This window comes from Peterkaempfera bronchialis, assembly GCF_003258605.2.
Taxonomy (GTDB): domain Bacteria; phylum Actinomycetota; class Actinomycetes; order Streptomycetales; family Streptomycetaceae; genus Peterkaempfera; species Peterkaempfera bronchialis.
Genome location: NZ_CP031264.1, coordinates 1428878 through 1447122 on the forward strand (window position 1 = coordinate 1428878; position 18245 = coordinate 1447122).

The following is an 18245-nucleotide window of genomic DNA, read 5'->3' on the forward strand; positions in this document are numbered from 1 at the left end:
GGCGGCCGCCCCGGGGTTCCCGGGGCGGCCGGCTCGGCGAAGGGTGTGCTCAGGCGGTCACGGCAGCCGGTACTGGTCGTTGAGCGCCGCGCCCGCCTCGGGGTGCTCCTGGTCGTAGCCACGGGCGTCGCACTGCAGGCCGCCGACGATGCAGTGCTTGACCATCGCGGCCAGGGTGGCGTCGTCCCAGGCGTTGAAGAAGTCGTAGTGGTAGCTGTAGGCAGCCCCGCTCGACAGGTGCACCTGGGACATGTTGCCGTCCACCGGGAAGGCCATCTTGAACTCGACCATCGGGAGCGCCACCGGGTGGTCGGCGGGGCAGATGCCGTCGACCGGGTAGGCCATGTGGCTCTTGTGGTCGGGGGTGTCCAGGTACTTCCCGTTCCAGCAGCTGGGCGCCTGGAGGCGGATGTTCAGCTGGCTGCCCGCCGGACAGCTCCCCGGGAAGTCGATGTTGTGGTAGCTGTCACCGCACTCCCAGCCGGCCACATAGCCGGGGTTGGCGCGGAACTCCGCGGCGGTGGCCGTCGGGCTGCCGACGACAAAGCGCAGCCCCTTGGGGAACGGGCGGACGCTGGTGTAGTCGATCACTCCCGTCTTGTAGTAGATGGTCTGCGGGCCGACCGGGGTGATGACCTTGTCCCCGTTGTACAGGGTGGGCACCCAGTAGCCCGAGGTGTCACCGGGCACCTTGCACGCCGTGCCACCGGCGGTCAGGGAGTCGACGGTGGAGTAGGCGTTGGTGTTGTTGGCGCCCATGAAGGTGTGGTCATGCGATGCGCCCGGCTGCCCCGGGAAGACGATCGGGTCGTCGGGGGCCCGGTGGGTGACCGAGCAGTTGGCCTGGAACTCGTGGAAGTAGCGGTGCGGGGGGTTGGCGGTGGAGGGGACCACGCCGGTCACCGGGGGGTTGGCGGGGATGTAGTTCCCGTCGGGCATGGCCATCGCGGCCATCGCGGCGTGCCCGGCGTGCGCAGCCGGGGCGGCGGGGGCCGCCGGGGTGGACGCGGCTTCGGTCGAGGTCGCGGGGGCGACCATCAGGGCAAGCGCGGTCAGGCCGCCGAGGGCGGCGGCGAGTGCCCCCGAGAGGAAGGGGGGTCGGCGGAACATGTGAGCCTCCATGTCGTGGACGAACATGGGAAAGCGCTCTCCAAGGTAGTCTCAGTCTCCTGGCCATTTCGCGGACATGTCAATGCTCTGGGAGCCGACGGCTTCAGGCCGACTGCCGCCGTACCAGCTCCGGCTTGAAGATCACCGAGGTCACCCGCTGGTCCGGCCGCTCGATCCGGTCCAGCAGCAGCCGCGCCATCTCGGCCGCCATGTCCTCCACCGGCTGCCGCACCGTGGTCAGCTGCGGCCGGGCGGCGAGCGCGGCGCTGCTGTCGTCGAACCCGACCACCGCGACATCCTCGGGGACCCGCCGCCCCCGGTCGCGCAGCGCCAGCAGGGCGCCCTGGGCCATCAGGTCGTTGGCCACGAAGACGCCGTCGGTCTGCGGGTGCTCGGCCAGCAGCCGCGCCATGGCCCGCTCCCCGCCGTCCTGGGTGAAGTTGCCCTCCACGCTGGGTGCGAAGGCGTGCCCGTGCTCGGCCATGGCCTCGCGGAAGCCGGCCAGCCGGTCCTGTCCGGCCGGGGCGTCCAGCGGGCCGGAGACGGTGGCGATATGCCGGCAGCCCCGGGCGAGCAGATGCTCGGTGGCCAGCCGGGCGCCGGCGTGGTGGGCCACGTCGACATAGCTGATCGGGACGGGCGTCGTCGGCCGGGCGAAGAGCACGGTGGGCACCTCGGTCTCGGTGAGCAGCCGGGGCAGCGGGTCGCCCGGGGCGATGGAGACCAGCACCACGCCGTCGATGCGCTGCTGCTGAAGCTCGGCGAGCAGGGCGGTGCGGCTGTACGGGGAGTCGGCGAGCATCAGCAGCGGATGCACCCCGCGCGGGCGGAAGACGGTGAGCAGCCCGCCGACGATCCGGCCGAAGAAGGGGTCGCTGAAGACCTGGCCCAGGAAGGGGTCCTGTTCGGCGTGGACCTCGGGCACCGAGAAGACCAGGGCGACGGCGTCGGTGCGGCGGGTGACCAGCGACCGCGCCGCCCGGTTGGGCACATAGCCGGTGGCCGCCACCGCCGCCAGCACGGCCTTGCGGATCTCCGGGTCGACATTGCGGGTCTCGTTGACGACCCGGGAGACGGTGGCCCGGGAGACTCCGGCGGACCGGGCGACGTCTTCGAGGGTCGGCAGGCGTGGCCCCGCCGGACGGCTGCTGGTCATGGAGCTGTTATACCACGCTCGGAAAGCGCTCTCCGAGGCAAAGCCGCAGACCGGGCGGGGTACGGCGGCGGTCGGTACCGCGCCGCCGTACCCCGCTCCAGGCCGGACGGGATCGGCTCAGGCGTAGACGCCGAACTCGTACAGCGAGTAGCCGTAGGCCGTCCCCCGCTGCGTCATATAGACCCGGATGTAGCGGCCGGAGGCGGTGACGTCGACATCGTCGACCCCGCCGCTCCCGGTGGACGTGGAGTACACGGTCCGCCAGGTGTTGCCGTCGTCCGAGACCTGGAGGTCATAGGACTTGGCGTAGGCCGCCTCCCAGCCGAGCTGCACATGCCGCACGGCGGTGGTCTTCCCGAGGTCCACCTGGACCCACTGGGGGTCGCTCCAGTCGCTGGCCCAGCGGGTGTCCCACTTGCCGTCGGTGGTGTTCGACGGCGGGAAGGGCGCCCCGTTGCCGGTGGCCTGGTACGAGGAGGCGGTGGTGGGCTTGGAGAGCGCCACATTGGTCCCGCTCGGGGTGGCGGCCACCACCCGGAAGGAGCGGGTCTCGATGCCCACGTTGCCGTGGCCGTCGTAGGCGTAGACATAGACCTTCCACACCCCGAGCCGCTTGGGCGCGGTCACCGAGAACCGGCCGTCCCCGGTCTGGGTGAAGGTCACCTGCTGGAGTCCGGTGCCGCCGTCGACGTACTTGGTGGAGTACATCAGCTGGTAGCGGATGGCATCGCCGTCCGGGTCGCTCGCCGAGGCGGAGACGGTGAAGGTGGAGCCGGCCGCCACCGCCGTGGCGCCGCCGACCGTCATGCTGCTGATCACCGGCGGGGTGTTGGACGGCGCGGTGCCGCCGTAGTCCTTGACGACCGAGTAGTACGCCAGCCGCTTCCAGCCGCTGGGCACGATGTTGAACCAGACGCCGCCGAAGTCGTTCTCATTGCCGTAGTGGAAGATCGTGGCGCCCAGCGCCACTCCGGTGTGGCCCTTGATGCAGTCCCAGGCGGACACATAGGCGTCGCGCTTGGCGATGTCGGAGGGCTCGGTGGGGACGCCGTTGGCGTCGTTGGGCACCTCCCACTCGCCGGCCTCACCGGTCTCGGTGACGATGTACGGCTTGGTGTAGCCGCCGGCCGCCCAGTCCTGCCTGACCCCGCAGACCTGGCCGTAGGAGTTCACCGCGTAGAGGTCCAGGCTCGGCGTGTACTGCTTGTAGTAGACCCAGGAGCCGGTCCAGGCGTCGGTGGAGGTCACCGGGTGGTTCGGGTCGACGGCGTGGATCGCCTGCACCACCTGCTCCACATACTTGGCGTAGGCGATGCGCTGCTGCTCGATCTGGGCGCCGGAGTAGTGGTCCTGCGTGGTCAGCAGCACCTCGTTGCCGACGTCCCACATCAGCACGCCGGGGTGGTCCTTGTAGGTGGTGACCCACTTCCTGATGTCGGCGAGGGTGTTCTCCTTGTACGCGGTGTCGCCCACGTAGTCGGCGCCCTGGTTGAGCCAGAAGCCGTTGACCACCTTCAGCCCGTAGGCGGCAGCGGTGTCCAGCAGCGGTTTGCTGCCCCCGTCGGTGCCCCAGGTGCGCAGGGTGTTGACGCCCATCGACTTGAGGTCGCGCATCCGGGCGCCGGCGGTGTCATTGGAGGGCCCCCAGGTCAGGCCCTTGACCTGGTACGGCTTACCGTCCACGGTGAGCTGCCAGTTGCCCTGGGAGCCGGTGACCTGGACCTTGCTGCCGCCGGTGGGCACCGCGGGGTCGGTGAGCGGGGCGGGGGCGGTGCCGGTGGTACGGGAGACGGTGACCGAGTCCAGGCTGAGCACGCCGCCGGAGGAGGTGTCGGCGGCCGGGGTGGTGCAGCCGCAGACGGCGTCCGGGTACGAGCCGCCGATGCCGAGGTTGAACACCAGGAAGAAGCCGTGGTGCACGGCGGCGTTCCAGGCGGCGGTGCCGACCTGGCTCTCGTTGACCTGCCAGACCTGCGCGCCGTCCAGGTACCAGCGGATCTGCTCGTCGGAGCGGGTGCGGTCGATGACGGTGGCGTAGGTGTGGTAGCCGGTCTGGCAGCCGGTGCAGCTGGCCAGGCCGCTGGTCATACCGTCGTACTCATTGCAGTTGCCGCCGGGGGCGGTGCCGCAGTGCAGGGTCGCCGACAGCTGGCTGCGGCCGTTGACGTTCTCCAGGATGTCCAGCTCGCCGACGCCGGGCCAGGTCGAGGGGGCGGCCCGGTAGCCGGCGCCCAGGGCGCGGAAGGACGGCCAGTAGCCCAGCGCCCGGTCGGGGTTGGGCTGCTTGATGGTGGCGGAGATCTGCAACTGGCCGCCGGCCGGGGCCTCGAAGTCGGTGCGCTTGGTCTCCACCCGGCCGGAGGTCCAGGCGGTGCCGGACTTGACCGCGGTGAGGTTGAGGTGGCCGCTGCCGTCGAGGGAGACATTGGCACGGTCGGCGGTGGAGGTCTCGACCTCGCCGGTGCCCCAGTGGGCGGAGCCGCCGGGGTAGGCGGTGCCGGTGTCGGTGATCCAACTGCCGCTGTCGGGGGCGGAGCCGGCCGCGCCGGAGAAGTCGTCGCTCCAGACGGTGGTCCAGTTGCCGGGCGGGGTGGTGCCACCGCCGGTCGTCCCGCCGGTCGTACTACCGCCGGTCGTACCGCTGGTCGTCCCGCCGGTCCCGCCGCCCGTCCCGGGGGTGCCGTAGACCTGGAACTCCCAGAGCGAGTAGCCGTAGCCGTTGGACCGGGCGGTCCCATAGAGCCGCACATAGCGCCCGCTGCCGCTCAGCGGGACGGTCTGGGTCCCGCCGGTGCCGGTGGTGGTGGTGTAGGCGTCGGTCCAGTGCGCGGCGTCGTCGGAGACCTGGATGCGATAGGCGGTGGCGTAGTTCTCCCAGGTCAGGACGGCCTTGCTGAGGGTGGCCGAGGCGCCCAGGTCCACCTGGAGCCACTGCGGGTCGCTCCAGGCACTGGCCCAGCGGGTGGCGGCGTCGCCGTCGACGGCCGCCGCCGCCGGGTAGCCGGCGCCCTCGGTGGAGGAGGCGGTGGCCGGCTTGCCCTGGGAGAGCAGTGCGTCGGCGGCCTGCGCACGGGTGGCCGGGACCACCAGGGCGTACAGCGCCAGGCCCAGCGTGAGGATCAGCGCGGCGGCGGTGCGCAGCGATGGCGGCGGTGGCAGGGTGCGGGGGCGCACCGGGTAGGGAGCGGTTCTCATTGCGGCGGCTCCTGGGGGGAAGGAGGGCGGACGGAGAGCATGCCTTGGAGAGCGCTCTCTCGTGGGGCGATGGTCGCGGTCCGGTTTCCGGGGTGTCAAGAGATGTGGCAGCACCCCGCGAGAAGCCGCCTCGGCGTATCCGATACATCATCACTTGTCCGGGCAGATCGCCGGTCCGATCGCCCCCGCCCGCCCGGCGGGGGCTTGACGTACTCCGCCGAGCCGCGTGACTGTTGCCTGGAGAGCGCTCTCCACCAGCGTTCACCGACCGCGTTCACCGACAGCGCTCACCGCCGCACTTCCACGATGGAACAGGCCCTGCGAAGGGATCACCATGACCACCCGCACCCTCACGGCCGGGCCGGACCTCACCGCCCACCTGGACGACCTGCTCGCCCGCCTCGACCTGCCCGCCAAGGTGGCCCTGCTGTCCGGCTGCGACGCCTTCCACACCCCGGGCGAACCGGCCGTCGGCCTGCGCGGGATGAGCGTCTCCGACGGCCCGGCCGGGGTGCGCGGCGAGCGCTGGGACGAGCGCGACACCGCCCTCTCGCTGCCCTCACCCACCGCCCAGGCCGCCGCCTGGGACGAGCAGTTGGTCACCGAACTCGGCGGGCTGCTCGCCGCCGAGGCCCGCCGCAAGCAGGTCGACGTGCTGCTGGCCCCCACCCTCAACCTGCACCGGTCCCCGTTCGCCGGCCGCCACTTCGAGTGCTTCTCCGAGGACCCGCTGCTCACCGCCCGCACCGGGGCCGCCTACATCCGGGGCGTCCAGGCCGGCGGAGTCGCCGCCACCGCCAAGCACTATGTGGCCAATGAGTCCGAGACCGAGCGGCTGACCCTGGACGCCCGGGTCGACGAGCGCACCCTGCACGAGGTGTACCTCGCCCCCTTCGAGGAGGCGGTGCGCGCCGGGGTCTGGCTGGTGATGTCGGCGTACAACCGGGTCAATGGCACCACCATGTCGGAGAGCCCGCTGCTCGCCGAACCCCTCAAGGGCGACTGGGGATTCGACGGGGTGGTGGTCTCCGACTGGGGCGCGGTGCGCTCCACCGAGGCTGCCGCCCGCGCCGACCAGGACCTGGCCATGCCCGGCCCGCACCCGCTCTGGGGCGACGCCCTGGTGGCCGCCGTACGCGAGGGGCGGGTACCGGAGGCCGCGGTGGACGCCAAGGTCCGGCGGATCCTGCTGCTGGCCGCCCGGGTCGGCGCCCTGGAGAGCGTGCCCGGCCCCGCCGCGCCGCCCGCGCCCGCCGACCCGGCGGGGCTGCTGCGGCGGGCCGTCGCGGCGGGCAGCGTCCTGCTGCGCAACGAGGGCGGCCTGCTGCCGCTGGACCCGGCCCGGCTGCGGCGGATCGCCGTCCTGGGGCAGGGCGCGGCGCAGGCCCGCATCCAGGGCGGCGGCAGCGCGGGCGTCTTCCCCGCCTCCGTGGTCTCCCCGCTGGACGGCATCCGGGCCGCGCTGGAGGGCCAGGCCGAGGTGGTGCACGCCGCCGGGCCGCTGCTCAGCGTCCGCCCCACGCCGCTGCACCCCGGCAATGCGCGCAACCCGGCCACCGGGGAGCCCGGCGTCCTGGTCCGCTACCTCGCCGAGGACGGCGGCGAGGTGCACCGCGAGCACCGGCTCAGCGGCCGGGTGCTGGAGCCCGCCGCCGGGCCCGAGGCGGTCGAGGGCGCGGCGAGCGTGGAGGTCAGCGCCCTGGTGCGGCCGGGCGCGGCCGGCCGGTGGAGCATCTCGGTGGTCGGCCTGGGCGCGGTGGTACTGGAGGCGGACGGCCGCACCCTGCTGGACACCCATGTCACCCCCGCCTCGCAGGACCCCACCTATCTCCATGTGGCGCCCTCCTTCCGCAGCGCGGAGGTCGAGGTGACGGAGGATCAGGAGATCCTGCTGGTCGCCCGGCGGCGCTTTGAGCCGGACACCGGCCGGGTCGTCGCCCTCGCTGCGGACCCGCCGCGCCCGGACCAGGACGAGGCCGTCGCGCAGGCGGTGCGGGCGGCGCGCGGCGCCGATGTGGCCGTGGTGGTGGTCGGCACCACCGACGAGATCGAGAGCGAGGGGTTCGACCGGGCCTCCCTCGCGCTGCCCGGCCGCCAGGACGACCTGGTGCGGGCGGTGGTCGCGGCCAACCCGCGGACCGTGGTGCTGGTCAACTCCGGCGGCCCGGTGGAGCTTCCCTGGCGGGAGGAGGTACCGGGCGTGCTGGTCGGCTGGTTCCCCGGCCAGGAGGGCGGGCACGGCCTGGCGGATGTGCTCTTCGGCCGGGCCGAGCCGGGCGGCCGGCTGCCCACCACCTGGGCGGCCACGGCGGAGGGCGCCCCGCTGCCCGCCGTCACGCCGGAGCAGGGCGTGCTGGACTACGCGGAGGGGCCCGACATCGGCTACCGGGCATGGCTGCGGTCCGGCGCCGAGCCCGCCTACTGGTTCGGCCACGGGCTGGGCTACACCACCTGGGAGTACGAGGAGTTGACCGCCCCGCAGCGGATCGACCCGGCGGCCGGGGCGGAGGTCCGGGTGCGGCTGCGCAACACCGGTGCCCGGCCGGGCCGCGAGGTGGTGCAGCTCTACCTCGACGCGGGCGACGGCCTGCGGCTGGCCGGGTATGCGGCGGTCACGGCCGGGCCCGGTGAGCGGACCGAGGCGGTGGTCCGCCTGGCGCCGCGCACCTTCCGGCAGTGGTCGCCGCAGGCGGCCGGCTTTGTGGACCGGCCGGGCCGGTACACCCTGCACGCCGGCTCCTCGGCCGGACGGCTGCCGCTGTCGGCGCGGTCCACCGTGGGCTGACCGGCGCCTCCCCGCTCCGGGACCGGGTCCTCCGTACGCTGCTGCGGACCCGGTCCCGGTCCCGGTCCCGGCGATGGCCACGGCCGACGGGGATTGTCGGACCCGCCCGCTACGTTGGGCCAATGACCTCTACCGAGAGCAGTCCCGAGCGGATCAGGCCGCAGCAGTTCCATGAGACCGCCGGCCTGGAGGATTGGCGGGTGCTGGGTGAGGGGGCCTGCGCGTACTTCCGCACCGGGTCGTTCGCGGTCGGCGCCCGGCTGGTGCAGGAGATCAGCGGGCTCACCGGCCTCGGGGACCGCCACCCCGACATCGATCTGCGGCCCGAGGGCGTGACCGTACGGCTGATCACGATCACGGCCGACTACTACGGGCTGAGCGAGCGGGACGCCGAGCTGGCCCGGCGGATCTCGGCAGTGGCCCACAAGCTGGACCTCCCCGCCGACCCGTCCGCGGTGCAGACCGTCCAGGTCACCATCGACGCCCTCGTCGGTCCCGAGGTGGTGCCGTTCTGGCGTGCCCTGCTCGGGTACCAGGACCGCGCCAACAGCCCCGAGGACCTGATCGATCCGCACCGCCGTGGGGCGCCGTTCTACTTCCAGCAGATGGACGCGCCGCGCCCGCAGCGCAACCGGGTCCATGTCGACGTCTGGGTGCCGTACGACCAGGCCGAGGCGCGGATCGCGGCGGCAGTCGCCGCCGGGGGCCGCCTGGTGACGGATGCCCATGCGCCGTCGCACTGGGTGCTGGCCGACCCCGAGGGCAATGAGGCATGTGTCGGCGCGGCCGGCTGGACCGGGCCTGCCCCCGAGGCCACCTCACCGTCGGACGCGGGGTGAGCGCTGAGGGGCCCGCTGGTCGTACCGGACTGCGGCGGCCACCCGCTCAGGCGGAGGGCTGCCAGCCGCCCGGCTGCTGCGGCGGCTGCGGAGGCTCCGGTGGCTGCTGCTGCTCGGGGACGGTGTACTGCTGGGTGCCGTAGTCGGCGTACGGCTGCGGCTGCGGCTGCGGCTGCGACTGCTGCTGCGACCAGTCGGTGTAGCCGGTGGCGGCGGGGCTGTACTGGGTCTGGTCGTAGCCGCCCTGGTACGCCGCCGCATAGGGGTCCTGCTGCGGATAACCGGCGTAGGAGGCGTCGTAGTAGCCCTGCTGGCCCTGGTAGGCGGCGGTGGCGCTGTACTGGGTCTGGTCATAGCCGCCCTGGTACGCCGCCGCATACGGGTCCTGCTGCGGATAACCCGCATAGGAGGCGTCGTAGTAGCCCTCCTGGGTGGCGGTGGTCGCGCCGGTGTAGACCCCGTAGCCGTCGGAGTCGTCGTCCTCGCTCAGCGGCTGCATCGCATACACCGGCTGCCCGGCGGGCTGCTGCGGCGGCTCCGCCTCGGCGGCCGGGGGGCCGGGGGCGTACGCCGGTTCCACCGGGCCGACCTCGCCGACCTGCGCCACCGGCGGCTCCGCCAGGCTGCCGCCGACCGCTCCGGCCAGGAAGGGGATGCGGGACAGCGGCCCGGGAAGGGAGCCGTCCGGCCCGCGCAGCGACCAGCCGGCCTGGTAGCCGCGCTTGACGGAGAGGGTGACAAAGGTCTGCCCCACCGCGAAGGCCGCCGCGCCCAGTCCGATGACCGCCACCGACCCCAGCGCCATCCCGCCGACCACCCCGAGGAAGCCCGCCAGCGCCACCGCCCGCCAGACCAGCGGAGCCTTGTTCTGGAGCAGCAGTTCGGCGACCAGCCAGAGCGCCACGACCACGAACGCGGCGTACAGCACCAGGTACCCGACGCTCACGAAACCTCCACTCACCGGCCCGGCGCCGCCGCCCGGCCCACCCCGTCCCGGCCCACCCGCGCCGCGCGTGTCGAGCGAGCGTACCGTGCCGCCGCGGCACGGGTGTTGCCACCGGGCCGGGGTTTGCGGCGGTGCGGGTCAGACCCGCTCGTGGAGCCCCAGGTTCTGGTAGATCTCCAGCGTCGCCGTGGAGTGGTTGAGCGTGATGAAGTGCAGGCCGGGCGCGTCCTCGGCCAGCAGCCGCTCCGCCATTCCGGTGGCGTACTCCACGCCGACCGCGCGGACCGCCGCCGGGTCGTCCGCGACCGCCAGCACCCGCTCGGCCAGCTCCGCCGGGAAGGCCGCATTGCTGAGCCGGGCGAAGAAGTCGATCTGCTTGACGTTGGTGACCGGCATGATCTCCGGGATGATCGGCACCTCGCAGCCGGCGGCGGCGACCCGGTCGCGCAGCCGCAGGTAGTCCTCCACATGGAAGAACATCTGGGTGATGGCGTAGTCGGCCCCGGCGCGCACCTTGGCGATGAAGTGCCGGATGTCCTCCTCCCAGGTGGCGGAGCGGGGGTGCATCTCCGGGAAGGCCGCGACGCCCACGCAGAAGTCGCCGATGCCCTTGATCAGCTCCACCAGCTCGGAGGCATAGCGGACGCCGTCCGGGTGGGGCACCCACTCGCCCATCGGGTCGCCGGGCGGGTCGCCGCGCACGGCCAGCACATTGCGTACCCCCTCATCGGCGTAGTGGCCGATGATGTTGCGCAGCTCGGCGACCGAGTGGTCGACGGCGGTGAGGTGGGCCACCGGGGTGAGGGTGGTCTCGCTGGCGATCCTGCCGACCATGTCGACGGTGCGGTCCCGCGACTTGCCGCCGGCGCCGTAGGTCATGCAGACGAAGTTGGGGGCGAGCGCCTCCAGTCGGCGGATGGCATCCCACAGCTTTCGCTCGCCCTGCTCGGTCCGGGGCGGCATGAACTCGAAGGAGAAGGAGCGGTGCCCTTCCGCCAGCAGGTCGCGGACGGTGACCGCGCGGTCCGTTCTGGTGGAGGGGATACCGAGTGCCATAAGGGCAGGTTATCCGCGATACGGACGGTCGGGGCACTCCGCGTCCACCTCGTGAGACGCGGTATCGGCCGGGCGGCTGCGCGGGGTGGACAGGTGTCCGGTTAGGCTGGCTGTCCCCCGCTTTATCCACCGGAGCCGCACCGTGACCCTGCCCGCCGACGCCGCCGCCGCACTCCTCCGGGAGCCTGTCGGCAACCCCGTGGACCAGGAGGGGCTGCGCGTCCGCGTCAACGAGGCGCTTGCGGAGTTCATGGACCGGCAGGAGGTGCTGCTGGCCAAGATCTCGCCGCAGCTGGTGGAGGCGTCCTCGGCGCTGCGCGACTTCCTGCTGGACGGCGGCAAGCGGCTGCGTCCCGCCTTCTGCTACTGGGGCTGGCGCGGCGCCGGCGGCCCGGTCGGCGCGGACGGGATCGTGGCGGCGGCGACCGCCCTGGAGCTGCTCCAGGCCAGTGCGCTGATCCATGACGACCTGATGGACCGCAGCGACACCCGGCGCGGGCTGCCCTCCGTGCACCGCCGCTTCGAGGCGCTGCACCGGGCCGGCGGCTGGCGCGGCGACCGCGCGCAGTACGGCACGGCCGCCGCGGTGCTGCTGGGCGACATGCTGCTCTGCTGGTGCGACGAGCTGTTTCTGCGGTGCGGGCTGGACCCGGCGGCGGTGCTGGCCGCCAAGCCGGTCTTCGACCTGATGCGCACCGAGGTGATGGCCGGGCAGTACCTGGACGTGCTGGAGCCGGTCGCGGGCGACTCCATGGGCGAGGGCGCGGCGGACCGGGCGCTGGCCGTGGTCCGCTACAAGTCGGCCAAGTACACGGTGGAGCGTCCGCTCCAGGTGGGCGCGGTGCTGGCGGGTGCCGGGCCGGCGCTGCTGGAGGCGTACTCGGCGTTCGGTCTGCCGCTCGGCGAGGCGTTCCAGCTGCGCGACGACCAGCTGGGGGTCTTCGGCGACCCGGCGGTGACCGGCAAACCGGCCGGTGACGACCTGCGGGAGGGCAAGCGCACCCTGCTGGTGGCGCTGGCCATGGAGTCCTGCGCCCCCGCCGAGGCGCGGCTGCTGGACGAGCGGCTGGGCGCCCCGGATCTGGAGCCCGCCGAGGTGGAGCGGCTGCGCGGGATCATCGCCCGGAGTGGTGCGGCCGATCGGGTGGAGCAGCGGATCGACGCGCTGCTGGGCGAGGCGCTGGCGGCGCTGGAGGCGGCTCCGCTGGCCGACGGGCAGGCCCGCGACACGCTGCGGGCGCTGGCCTCGGCGGCGACCACCCGGCGGTACTGAGCGCGGTGCGGAAGAGGGGGTTCCGGGGGCGGCGGGGCGCCCCCGGAACCCGGTCGGTCATCCGGTGCGCAGCCGGCGGGCCAGGTCGGCGGCGGCGGCCCCGGGGTCGTCCGCCGCGGTGATCGCCCGGACCACCACGACCCGGCGGGCGCCGGCCGCCAGCACCTGGTCGAGGTTGCCGGCGTCGATGCCGCCGATGGCGAACCACGGCCGGGTCGGCCGCAGCTGCGCCGCGTACCTCACCAGGCCGAGGCCGGGGGCGTGGCGGCCGGGCTTGGTCGGGGTGGGCCAGACCGGTCCGGTGCAGAAGTAGTCCACGCCGGGCTCGGTGACGGCGGCGTCCACCTCGGCCTCGGCGTGGGTGGACCGGCCGATGACCACCTCGTCGCCGAGGATCGCCCGGGCGTACGGCACCGGCAGGTCGCCCTGGCCCAGGTGGAGCACGTCGGGGCGGGCTGCGTGGGCCACGTCGGCCCGGTCGTTGACCGCCAGCAGCCGGCCGTGGCGGCGGCAGGCGTCGGCGAAGACCTCCAGGGTCTCCAGCTCCTCCGCGGCCTCCAGCGCCTTGTCGCGCAGCTGCACGATGTCGACGCCGCCGGCCAGCACCGCGTCCAGGAACTCGGGCAGGTCGCCCTGGTCCCGGCGGGCGTCGGTGCAGAGGTAGAGGCGGGCGTCCGCCAGCCTGGCCCGGGCCGGGAGGCCCGGGGTGTCCGTGTCCGCCACCGGGTCAGACCGCCATCGCCTGGGCGCGGCGCTTGACCTCGGTGCCCCGGTTCTCCCGCAGCGCCTGCACGGGGGTGCCGGGCAGGGTGGGGTCCTCGGTGAAGAGCCACTCCAGGGCCTCGGCGTCGCTGAACCCGGAGTCCCTGAGCACGGTCAGGGTGCCGAGCAGCCCCTTGACGGGCTTGTCGTCGCCGATGAAGTCGGCGGGGACCTGAAGGGCGTTGTTCTCTCCTCGGCGCACCGCGATCAGTACGCCGTCCTTGACCATCTGACGGACCCGGGTGACCTCCACACCCCACTGCTCGGAGATGTCGGGAAGGTACAGCCACGCCGGGACAAGGGCATCAATCTTGGGATCGATCTCGCTCACCCGTCCAGACTGCCATCCGTCGGGCCCCGATGGGTAACTCCGGGTGCGTGGCGGTGCCGCGCCGCGCGGGCCGCCGGGGCCCCGCCGGGGCCCCGTGGACGCACTGCAACGGGCTGCTGGGACCTCAGCGGGCGGCCGACTTCAGCGGGGTGCCCGGGTCCGCAGCGGCGGCCGGGTCGACCGGGGTGGAGCGCTCGATCAGCCGCCTGCCCTGGACGAGGTCGCGCGGCCGGTCCACGGCGAGCAGGGCCACCGGGACGTCGCCGCGCAGCCAGAGCACCGTCCAGGAGGCGTCCTCGGGGGTGCCGCGCCAGAGCAGCCGGTCGGCGGACGGGTGGTGTCCGGTGTACTGGACCATCCGGCCGAACTGCTCGGACCAGAAGTACGGCACCGGGTCGTAGGGCGGCGCATCGGGGCCGAGCAGGTCGGCGGCGACGGTGCGGGCGCCGAGCATGGCGTTGTCCCAGTGCTGGACGGTCAGCCGGGTGGCGAAGCGGGCGGAGGGGAAGGAGGCGCAGTCGCCGACCGCGTGCACCCCGGGCAGGGTGGTGCGCAGCCGGGCGTCGGCGAGTACCGCGCCGCCGCCGTCCAGGTCCACCCCGGAGCCGTGCAGCCAGCCGGTGGCGGGGCGGGCCCCGATGCCGACCACCACCACGTCGGCGGCCAGCCGGGTGGCGTCGGCGAGGTGCACCGCGCCGGGCTCCACCGAGGCGACGGCCGCGCCGGTGCGCAGCTCGACCCCGGCGGCGGCGTACCAGTCGCGGGTGAGCCGGCCGAGGTCGGCGGGGAGGGCTCCGGCCAGCGGCTGGTCGGCGGCCTCGACCACGGTGACGGCGCAGCCGAGCTGCCGGGCGGCGGTGGCGGTCTCGGCGCCGATCCAGCCGGCGCCGACGATCACCACGCGGACGCCGGGGCGGAGCGCCGTACGCAGCGCCAGCGCGTCGTCGGCGGTGCGCAGCAGGTGGACGCCGGGGACGCCCTGGGTGCCGGGCAGCGGTACGGCGGTGGCGCCGGTGGCGGCCACCAGCCGGTCGTAGCCGACCGGCCCGGCGTCGGTGTGGACGGTGCGGGCGGCGCCGTCCAGCCGCAGGGCGCGGCGGCCGGTGAGCAGTTCCACGTCCAGGGCGGCCCAGTCGAGGTCGAAGGCGGTGGAGTCGGCCTTGCCGAGCAGCACGTCCTTGGAGAGCGGCGGCCGGTCGTACGGGGGGTGCGGCTCGTCGCCGAGCAGCGTCAGCCTGCCGGTCCAGCCCTGCTGCCGCAGGGCGGCGGCGGTCTGGGCACCGGCCATGCCGGCGCCGACGATCACGATCCTGTCCTTGCCGGTCGCTTCTGCCACCCGGCCAATCTACCCACCTCCCACCGCCGCCGGGGCAGGCAGGGCAAAAAACTGGGAGAGCGCTCGCCCAATCAGTTTCCCGGCCCTGACCTGGGGGTGTCAAGGCATGTCACGCGGACCTTCGCGGCGGGGGCGGCCCGCGGCGGGGATATGCACCTGACGCCACCTCACCGACCATGGGAGGGTGTTTGCGCAGGCTGCGGCGGTACGGCGGGGGGACGGGGGCGAGTCGGCCGATCCCGAGGGCCTTTACCCCTTGACGGGAGAGTTTGCCCACGCGTTAAATCACGCCCTGAAGTAAGCCGTGATCCTGCCGGCCCTCACCACCCGTCTGCCCCTGGAAGGGGAACCCCGACATGCGTGCCTCCAGGCTTGCCACCGCCACCGCCCTCGTCGCCGCCCTCACCATCACGGCCACCGCCTGCGGAGGCGGCGGAAGCAGCTCCGGCAGCCCCAAGACGCTCACCTACTGGGCGAGCAACCAGGGCGCCAGCCTCGACAACGACAAGCAGGTCCTGGAGCCGGAGCTCAGAAAGTTCGAGAAGCAGACCGGCATCAAGGTCAAGCTGGAGGTCGTCCCCTGGTCCGACCTGCTCAACCGCATCCTGGCCGCCACCGCCTCCGGCCAGGGCCCGGACGTGCTCAACATCGGCAACACCTGGTCCGCCTCGCTCCAGGCCACCGGGGCCCTGCTGCCCTGGGACGACGCCGCCTTCGCCAAGATCGGCGGCAAGGACCGCTTCGTCCCGGCGACCATCGCCTCGGCCGGCGCGCCCGGCCAGGACCCGGCGGCGGTGCCGCTCTACTCGCTGGCGTACGCGCTCTACTACAACAAGAAGCTGTTCCAGCAGGCCGGCATCGCGGCCCCGCCCACCACCTGGGACGAGCTGGTCGCCGACGGGAAGAAGCTCACCAAGGACGGCCACTACGGCCTGGCGGTCGAGGGCGGCAACCTCTCCGAGAACATCCACAACACCTTCGTCCTCGGCAAGCAGCACGGCGCCGACTTCTTCGACGCCTCCGGCAAGCCGCAGTTCGACACCCCCGAAGCGGTGGCCGCCGTCAAGCAGTACATCGACTTCATCGCCAAGGACAAGATCGCGGCCCCCGGCAACGCCGAGTACGCCGCCAACCAGTCGCTCACCGACTTCGCCACCGGCAAGGCCGGGATGCTGATGTGGCAGGCGGCCGGCAGCAACCTGAAGTCCCACGGCATGTCGCCCGACGACTACGGGGTGGCCCCGGTCCCCTTCCAGACCGCCTCGCCCTCCGGCGACACCGCCGTCAACTCCATGGTGGCCGGCATCAACCTGGCCGTCTTCAAGAACACCAAGAACAAGGACGGCGCCCTGGACTTCGTGAAGTTCATGACCAGCGACGCCGAGCAGAAGATCCTCAACTCCACCTACGGCTCGCTGCCGCCGGTCACGTCCGCGCAGGGCGACCCGGCCTTCGGCACCCCGGACCTCAAGGTGCTCTCCCAGGTGCTCTCCACCAGCGCCGCGCCGCTGCCGCAGGTCGCCCAGGAGAGCCAGTACGAGACCCTGGTGGGCACCGCCGTCAAGAACCTCTTCGCCGCCGCGGCGGCCGGCAAGCCGATCACCGACGAGACCGTCAAGGCCGAACTCACCAAGGCCCAGCAGCAGATGCCGGCGTCCTGACGTGCGTGAACGACTGCGCCGAGTCGGCCTGCCCTATCTGCTCCTGATACCCGCCCTGATCCTGGAACTGCTCATCCATGTGCTGCCGATGGTCGTCGGCGCCCTGATGAGCTTCAAGGAGCTCACCCAGTTCTACATCCAGGACTGGACCGGAGCCCCTTGGAAGGGACTGGGCAACTACCGGATGGCGGTGGACTTCAACGCCCCGGTGGGCAAGGCGCTGCTGCACTCCTTCTGGGTGACCTGCTGCTTCACGGTGCTCTCGGTGGGCCTGTCCTGGCTGGTGGGGACGGTCGCGGCCGTCCTCATGCAGGACTCCTTCCGGGGCCGGGGCCTGCTGCGGACGCTCTTCCTGGTGCCGTACGCGCTGCCGGTCTACGCCGCCGTGATCACCTGGTCGTTCATGTTCCAGCGGGACACCGGCCTGGTGAACCATGTGCTCCACGACCAGCTGCACCTCACCTCCGACCGGCCGTTCTGGCTGATCGGCGGCAACAGCTTCACCGCGCTGGTGGTCGTCTCGGTCTGGCGGTCCTGGCCGTTCGCGTTCCTCACGCTGACGGCCGGGCTCCAGAACATCCCGCGCGAGCTCTACGAGGCGGCGGCGATGGACGGGGCGGGGGTCTGGCAGCAGATCCGCAAGATCACCCTGCCGTCGCTGCGCCCCGTCAACCAGGTGCTGGTGCTGGTGCTCTTCCTGTGGACGTTCAACGACTTCAACACGCCGTATGTGCTCTTCGGGAAGTCCGCGCCGGAAGCCGCCGACCTGATCTCCATCCACATCTACCAATCCTCCTTCGTCACCTGGAACTTCGGCTCGGGCTCGGCCATGTCGGTGCTGCTGCTGCTGTTCCTGCTGCTGGTGACGGCGGTCTACCTGCTCCTCACCTCCCGCCGGAAGGGCGCCGATGCATAGCGACCCGGCACGCGGCCGCGCCGCCTCCCCCATGGCCGCACCCGCCTCCTTCCGGTGGACCAGACGGATCGTGCTCACCGTGCTGACGGTCTTCACCGTGACCCCGGTGCTGGTGATGGTGAGCTCGTCGCTGAAGCCGCTGGAGGACGTCCAGGGACCGTTCCGCTGGATACCGAGCGGCTTCACACTCCGCCCCTATGTGGACATCTGGCACACCGTGCCGCTGGCCCACTACTTCGTCAACTCGCTGATCGTGTCGGTCTCCTCGACCGTCTGCTCGGTGACGGTGGCGATCCTCGCCGCCTACGCGGTGAGCCGGTACACCTTCCGGGGCCGCCGGGTGTTCACCGTGACGGTGCTCTCCACCCAGATGTTCCCGGGCATCCTCTTCCTGCTGCCGCTCTTCCTGCTCTTCGTCAACATCGGCAATGCCACCGGGGTCGCGCTCTACGGCAGCCGGGGCGGGCTGATCCTCACCTACCTCACCTTCTCGCTGCCGTTCTCCATCTGGATGCTGGTCGGCTACCTGGACTCCATCCCGCGCGACCTCGACGAGGCGGCCCTGGTGGACGGCTGCGGGCCGATCCGCGCCCTGGTGCGGATCATCATCCCGGCCGCCCGGCCCGGCATCATCGCGGTCGCCGTGTACGCCTTCATGACCGCCTGGGGCGAGGTGCTCTTCGCCTCGGTGCTCACCAGCGAGGAGACCCGGACCCTCGCCGTCGGACTCCAGGGCTACGCCACCCAGACCGATGTCTACTGGAACCAGGTCATGGCCGCGTCGCTGGTCGTCAGCGTGCCGGTGGTCGCCGGGTTCCTGCTGTTGCAGCGCTATCTCGTCGCCGGGCTCACCGCCGGCGCCGTCAAGTGAACCTCTTC

The 18245-nt window shown here is 72.7% G+C and carries 14 protein-coding genes and 1 pseudogene; 6 read left to right on the forward strand and 9 right to left on the reverse strand.

Annotated elements, in window-relative coordinates; genetic code table 11:
• Positions 1–57: 57 nt before the first annotated feature.
• From C7M71_RS06235 to C7M71_RS33140, 4 genes and pseudogenes are all read right to left on the reverse strand, one after another.
• Positions 58–1110: a DUF1996 domain-containing protein gene (locus C7M71_RS06235; RefSeq protein ID WP_111493207.1), complete on the reverse strand. Its 1053-nt coding sequence runs from the start codon at positions 1108–1110 to the stop codon at positions 58–60.
• A gap of 103 nt (positions 1111–1213) precedes the next feature.
• Complete coding sequence (locus C7M71_RS06240; protein ID WP_111493203.1) at positions 1214–2266, reverse strand: LacI family DNA-binding transcriptional regulator; 1053 nt, start codon at positions 2264–2266, stop codon at positions 1214–1216.
• A 117-nt stretch (positions 2267–2383) separates the two neighbouring features.
• Positions 2384–4081, reverse strand: coding sequence for a discoidin domain-containing protein (locus C7M71_RS33135; RefSeq protein WP_407675973.1), 1698 nt, complete (start codon positions 4079–4081; stop codon positions 2384–2386).
• A gap of 891 nt (positions 4082–4972) precedes the next feature.
• A pseudogene (locus C7M71_RS33140) lies at positions 4973–5461 on the reverse strand (discoidin domain-containing protein); the annotation flags it as partial.
• Positions 5462–5795: 334 nt separating this feature from the next.
• Here C7M71_RS33140 and C7M71_RS06250 point away from each other — a divergent pair.
• Both C7M71_RS06250 and C7M71_RS06255 read left to right on the forward strand, forming a co-directional pair.
• Positions 5796–8246, forward strand: a complete 2451-nt coding sequence (locus tag C7M71_RS06250) for a glycoside hydrolase family 3 C-terminal domain-containing protein (protein WP_114914218.1) — start codon at positions 5796–5798, stop codon at positions 8244–8246.
• Positions 8247–8368: 122 nt separating this feature from the next.
• Positions 8369–9085, forward strand: coding sequence for a VOC family protein (locus C7M71_RS06255; protein WP_111493896.1), 717 nt, complete (start codon positions 8369–8371; stop codon positions 9083–9085).
• Between the two features lie 46 nt (positions 9086–9131).
• Here C7M71_RS06255 and C7M71_RS06260 read toward each other — a convergent pair whose 3' ends face one another.
• Both C7M71_RS06260 and metF read right to left on the reverse strand, forming a co-directional pair.
• A complete protein-coding gene (locus tag C7M71_RS06260; protein WP_111493894.1) occupies positions 9132–10031 on the reverse strand; it encodes a hypothetical protein in 900 nt (299 codons plus the stop codon).
• Between the two features lie 138 nt (positions 10032–10169).
• Positions 10170–11087 (reverse strand): methylenetetrahydrofolate reductase [NAD(P)H], encoded by a 918-nt coding sequence (metF, locus tag C7M71_RS06265; RefSeq protein ID WP_111493892.1) that lies wholly within the window; start codon positions 11085–11087, stop codon positions 10170–10172.
• A 142-nt stretch (positions 11088–11229) separates the two neighbouring features.
• Between metF and C7M71_RS06270 the strand changes: the two genes are divergently transcribed.
• On the forward strand, positions 11230–12360 hold the full coding sequence (locus C7M71_RS06270) for a polyprenyl synthetase family protein (protein WP_229758568.1): 1131 nt from the start codon (positions 11230–11232) through the stop codon (positions 12358–12360).
• 57 nt (positions 12361–12417) lie between these two features.
• On the opposite strand, the gene thiE is transcribed toward C7M71_RS06270, so the two are convergent.
• The 3 genes from thiE to C7M71_RS06285 all read right to left on the reverse strand — a co-directional run bounded on the left by thiE (position 12418) and on the right by C7M71_RS06285 (position 14741).
• Positions 12418–13083, reverse strand: coding sequence for a thiamine phosphate synthase (thiE, locus tag C7M71_RS06275; protein WP_111493890.1), 666 nt, complete (start codon positions 13081–13083; stop codon positions 12418–12420).
• 4 nt (positions 13084–13087) lie between these two features.
• A complete protein-coding gene (locus C7M71_RS06280; RefSeq protein WP_111493888.1) occupies positions 13088–13453 on the reverse strand; it encodes an Rv2175c family DNA-binding protein in 366 nt (121 codons plus the stop codon).
• Between the two features lie 124 nt (positions 13454–13577).
• A complete protein-coding gene (locus C7M71_RS06285; RefSeq protein WP_229759065.1) occupies positions 13578–14741 on the reverse strand; it encodes an NAD(P)/FAD-dependent oxidoreductase in 1164 nt (387 codons plus the stop codon).
• A gap of 404 nt (positions 14742–15145) precedes the next feature.
• On the opposite strand from C7M71_RS06285, the gene C7M71_RS06290 reads away from it, so the two are divergent.
• Genes C7M71_RS06290 through C7M71_RS06300 form a run of 3 tightly spaced genes read left to right on the forward strand, consistent with a single transcriptional unit; the run spans position 15146 to position 18237 of the window.
• Positions 15146–16450 (forward strand): ABC transporter substrate-binding protein, encoded by a 1305-nt coding sequence (locus C7M71_RS06290; protein WP_111491743.1) that lies wholly within the window; start codon positions 15146–15148, stop codon positions 16448–16450.
• A gap of 1 nt (position 16451) precedes the next feature.
• Positions 16452–17366 (forward strand): carbohydrate ABC transporter permease, encoded by a 915-nt coding sequence (locus C7M71_RS06295; protein ID WP_111491742.1) that lies wholly within the window; start codon positions 16452–16454, stop codon positions 17364–17366.
• The gene (locus C7M71_RS06300) at positions 17359–18237 is read left to right on the forward strand and encodes a carbohydrate ABC transporter permease (protein WP_111491741.1); all 879 of its coding nucleotides are present in this window, start codon (positions 17359–17361) and stop codon (positions 18235–18237) included. The genes C7M71_RS06295 and C7M71_RS06300 overlap by 8 nt, the downstream gene beginning before the upstream one ends.
• Positions 18238–18245 lie beyond the last annotated feature (8 nt).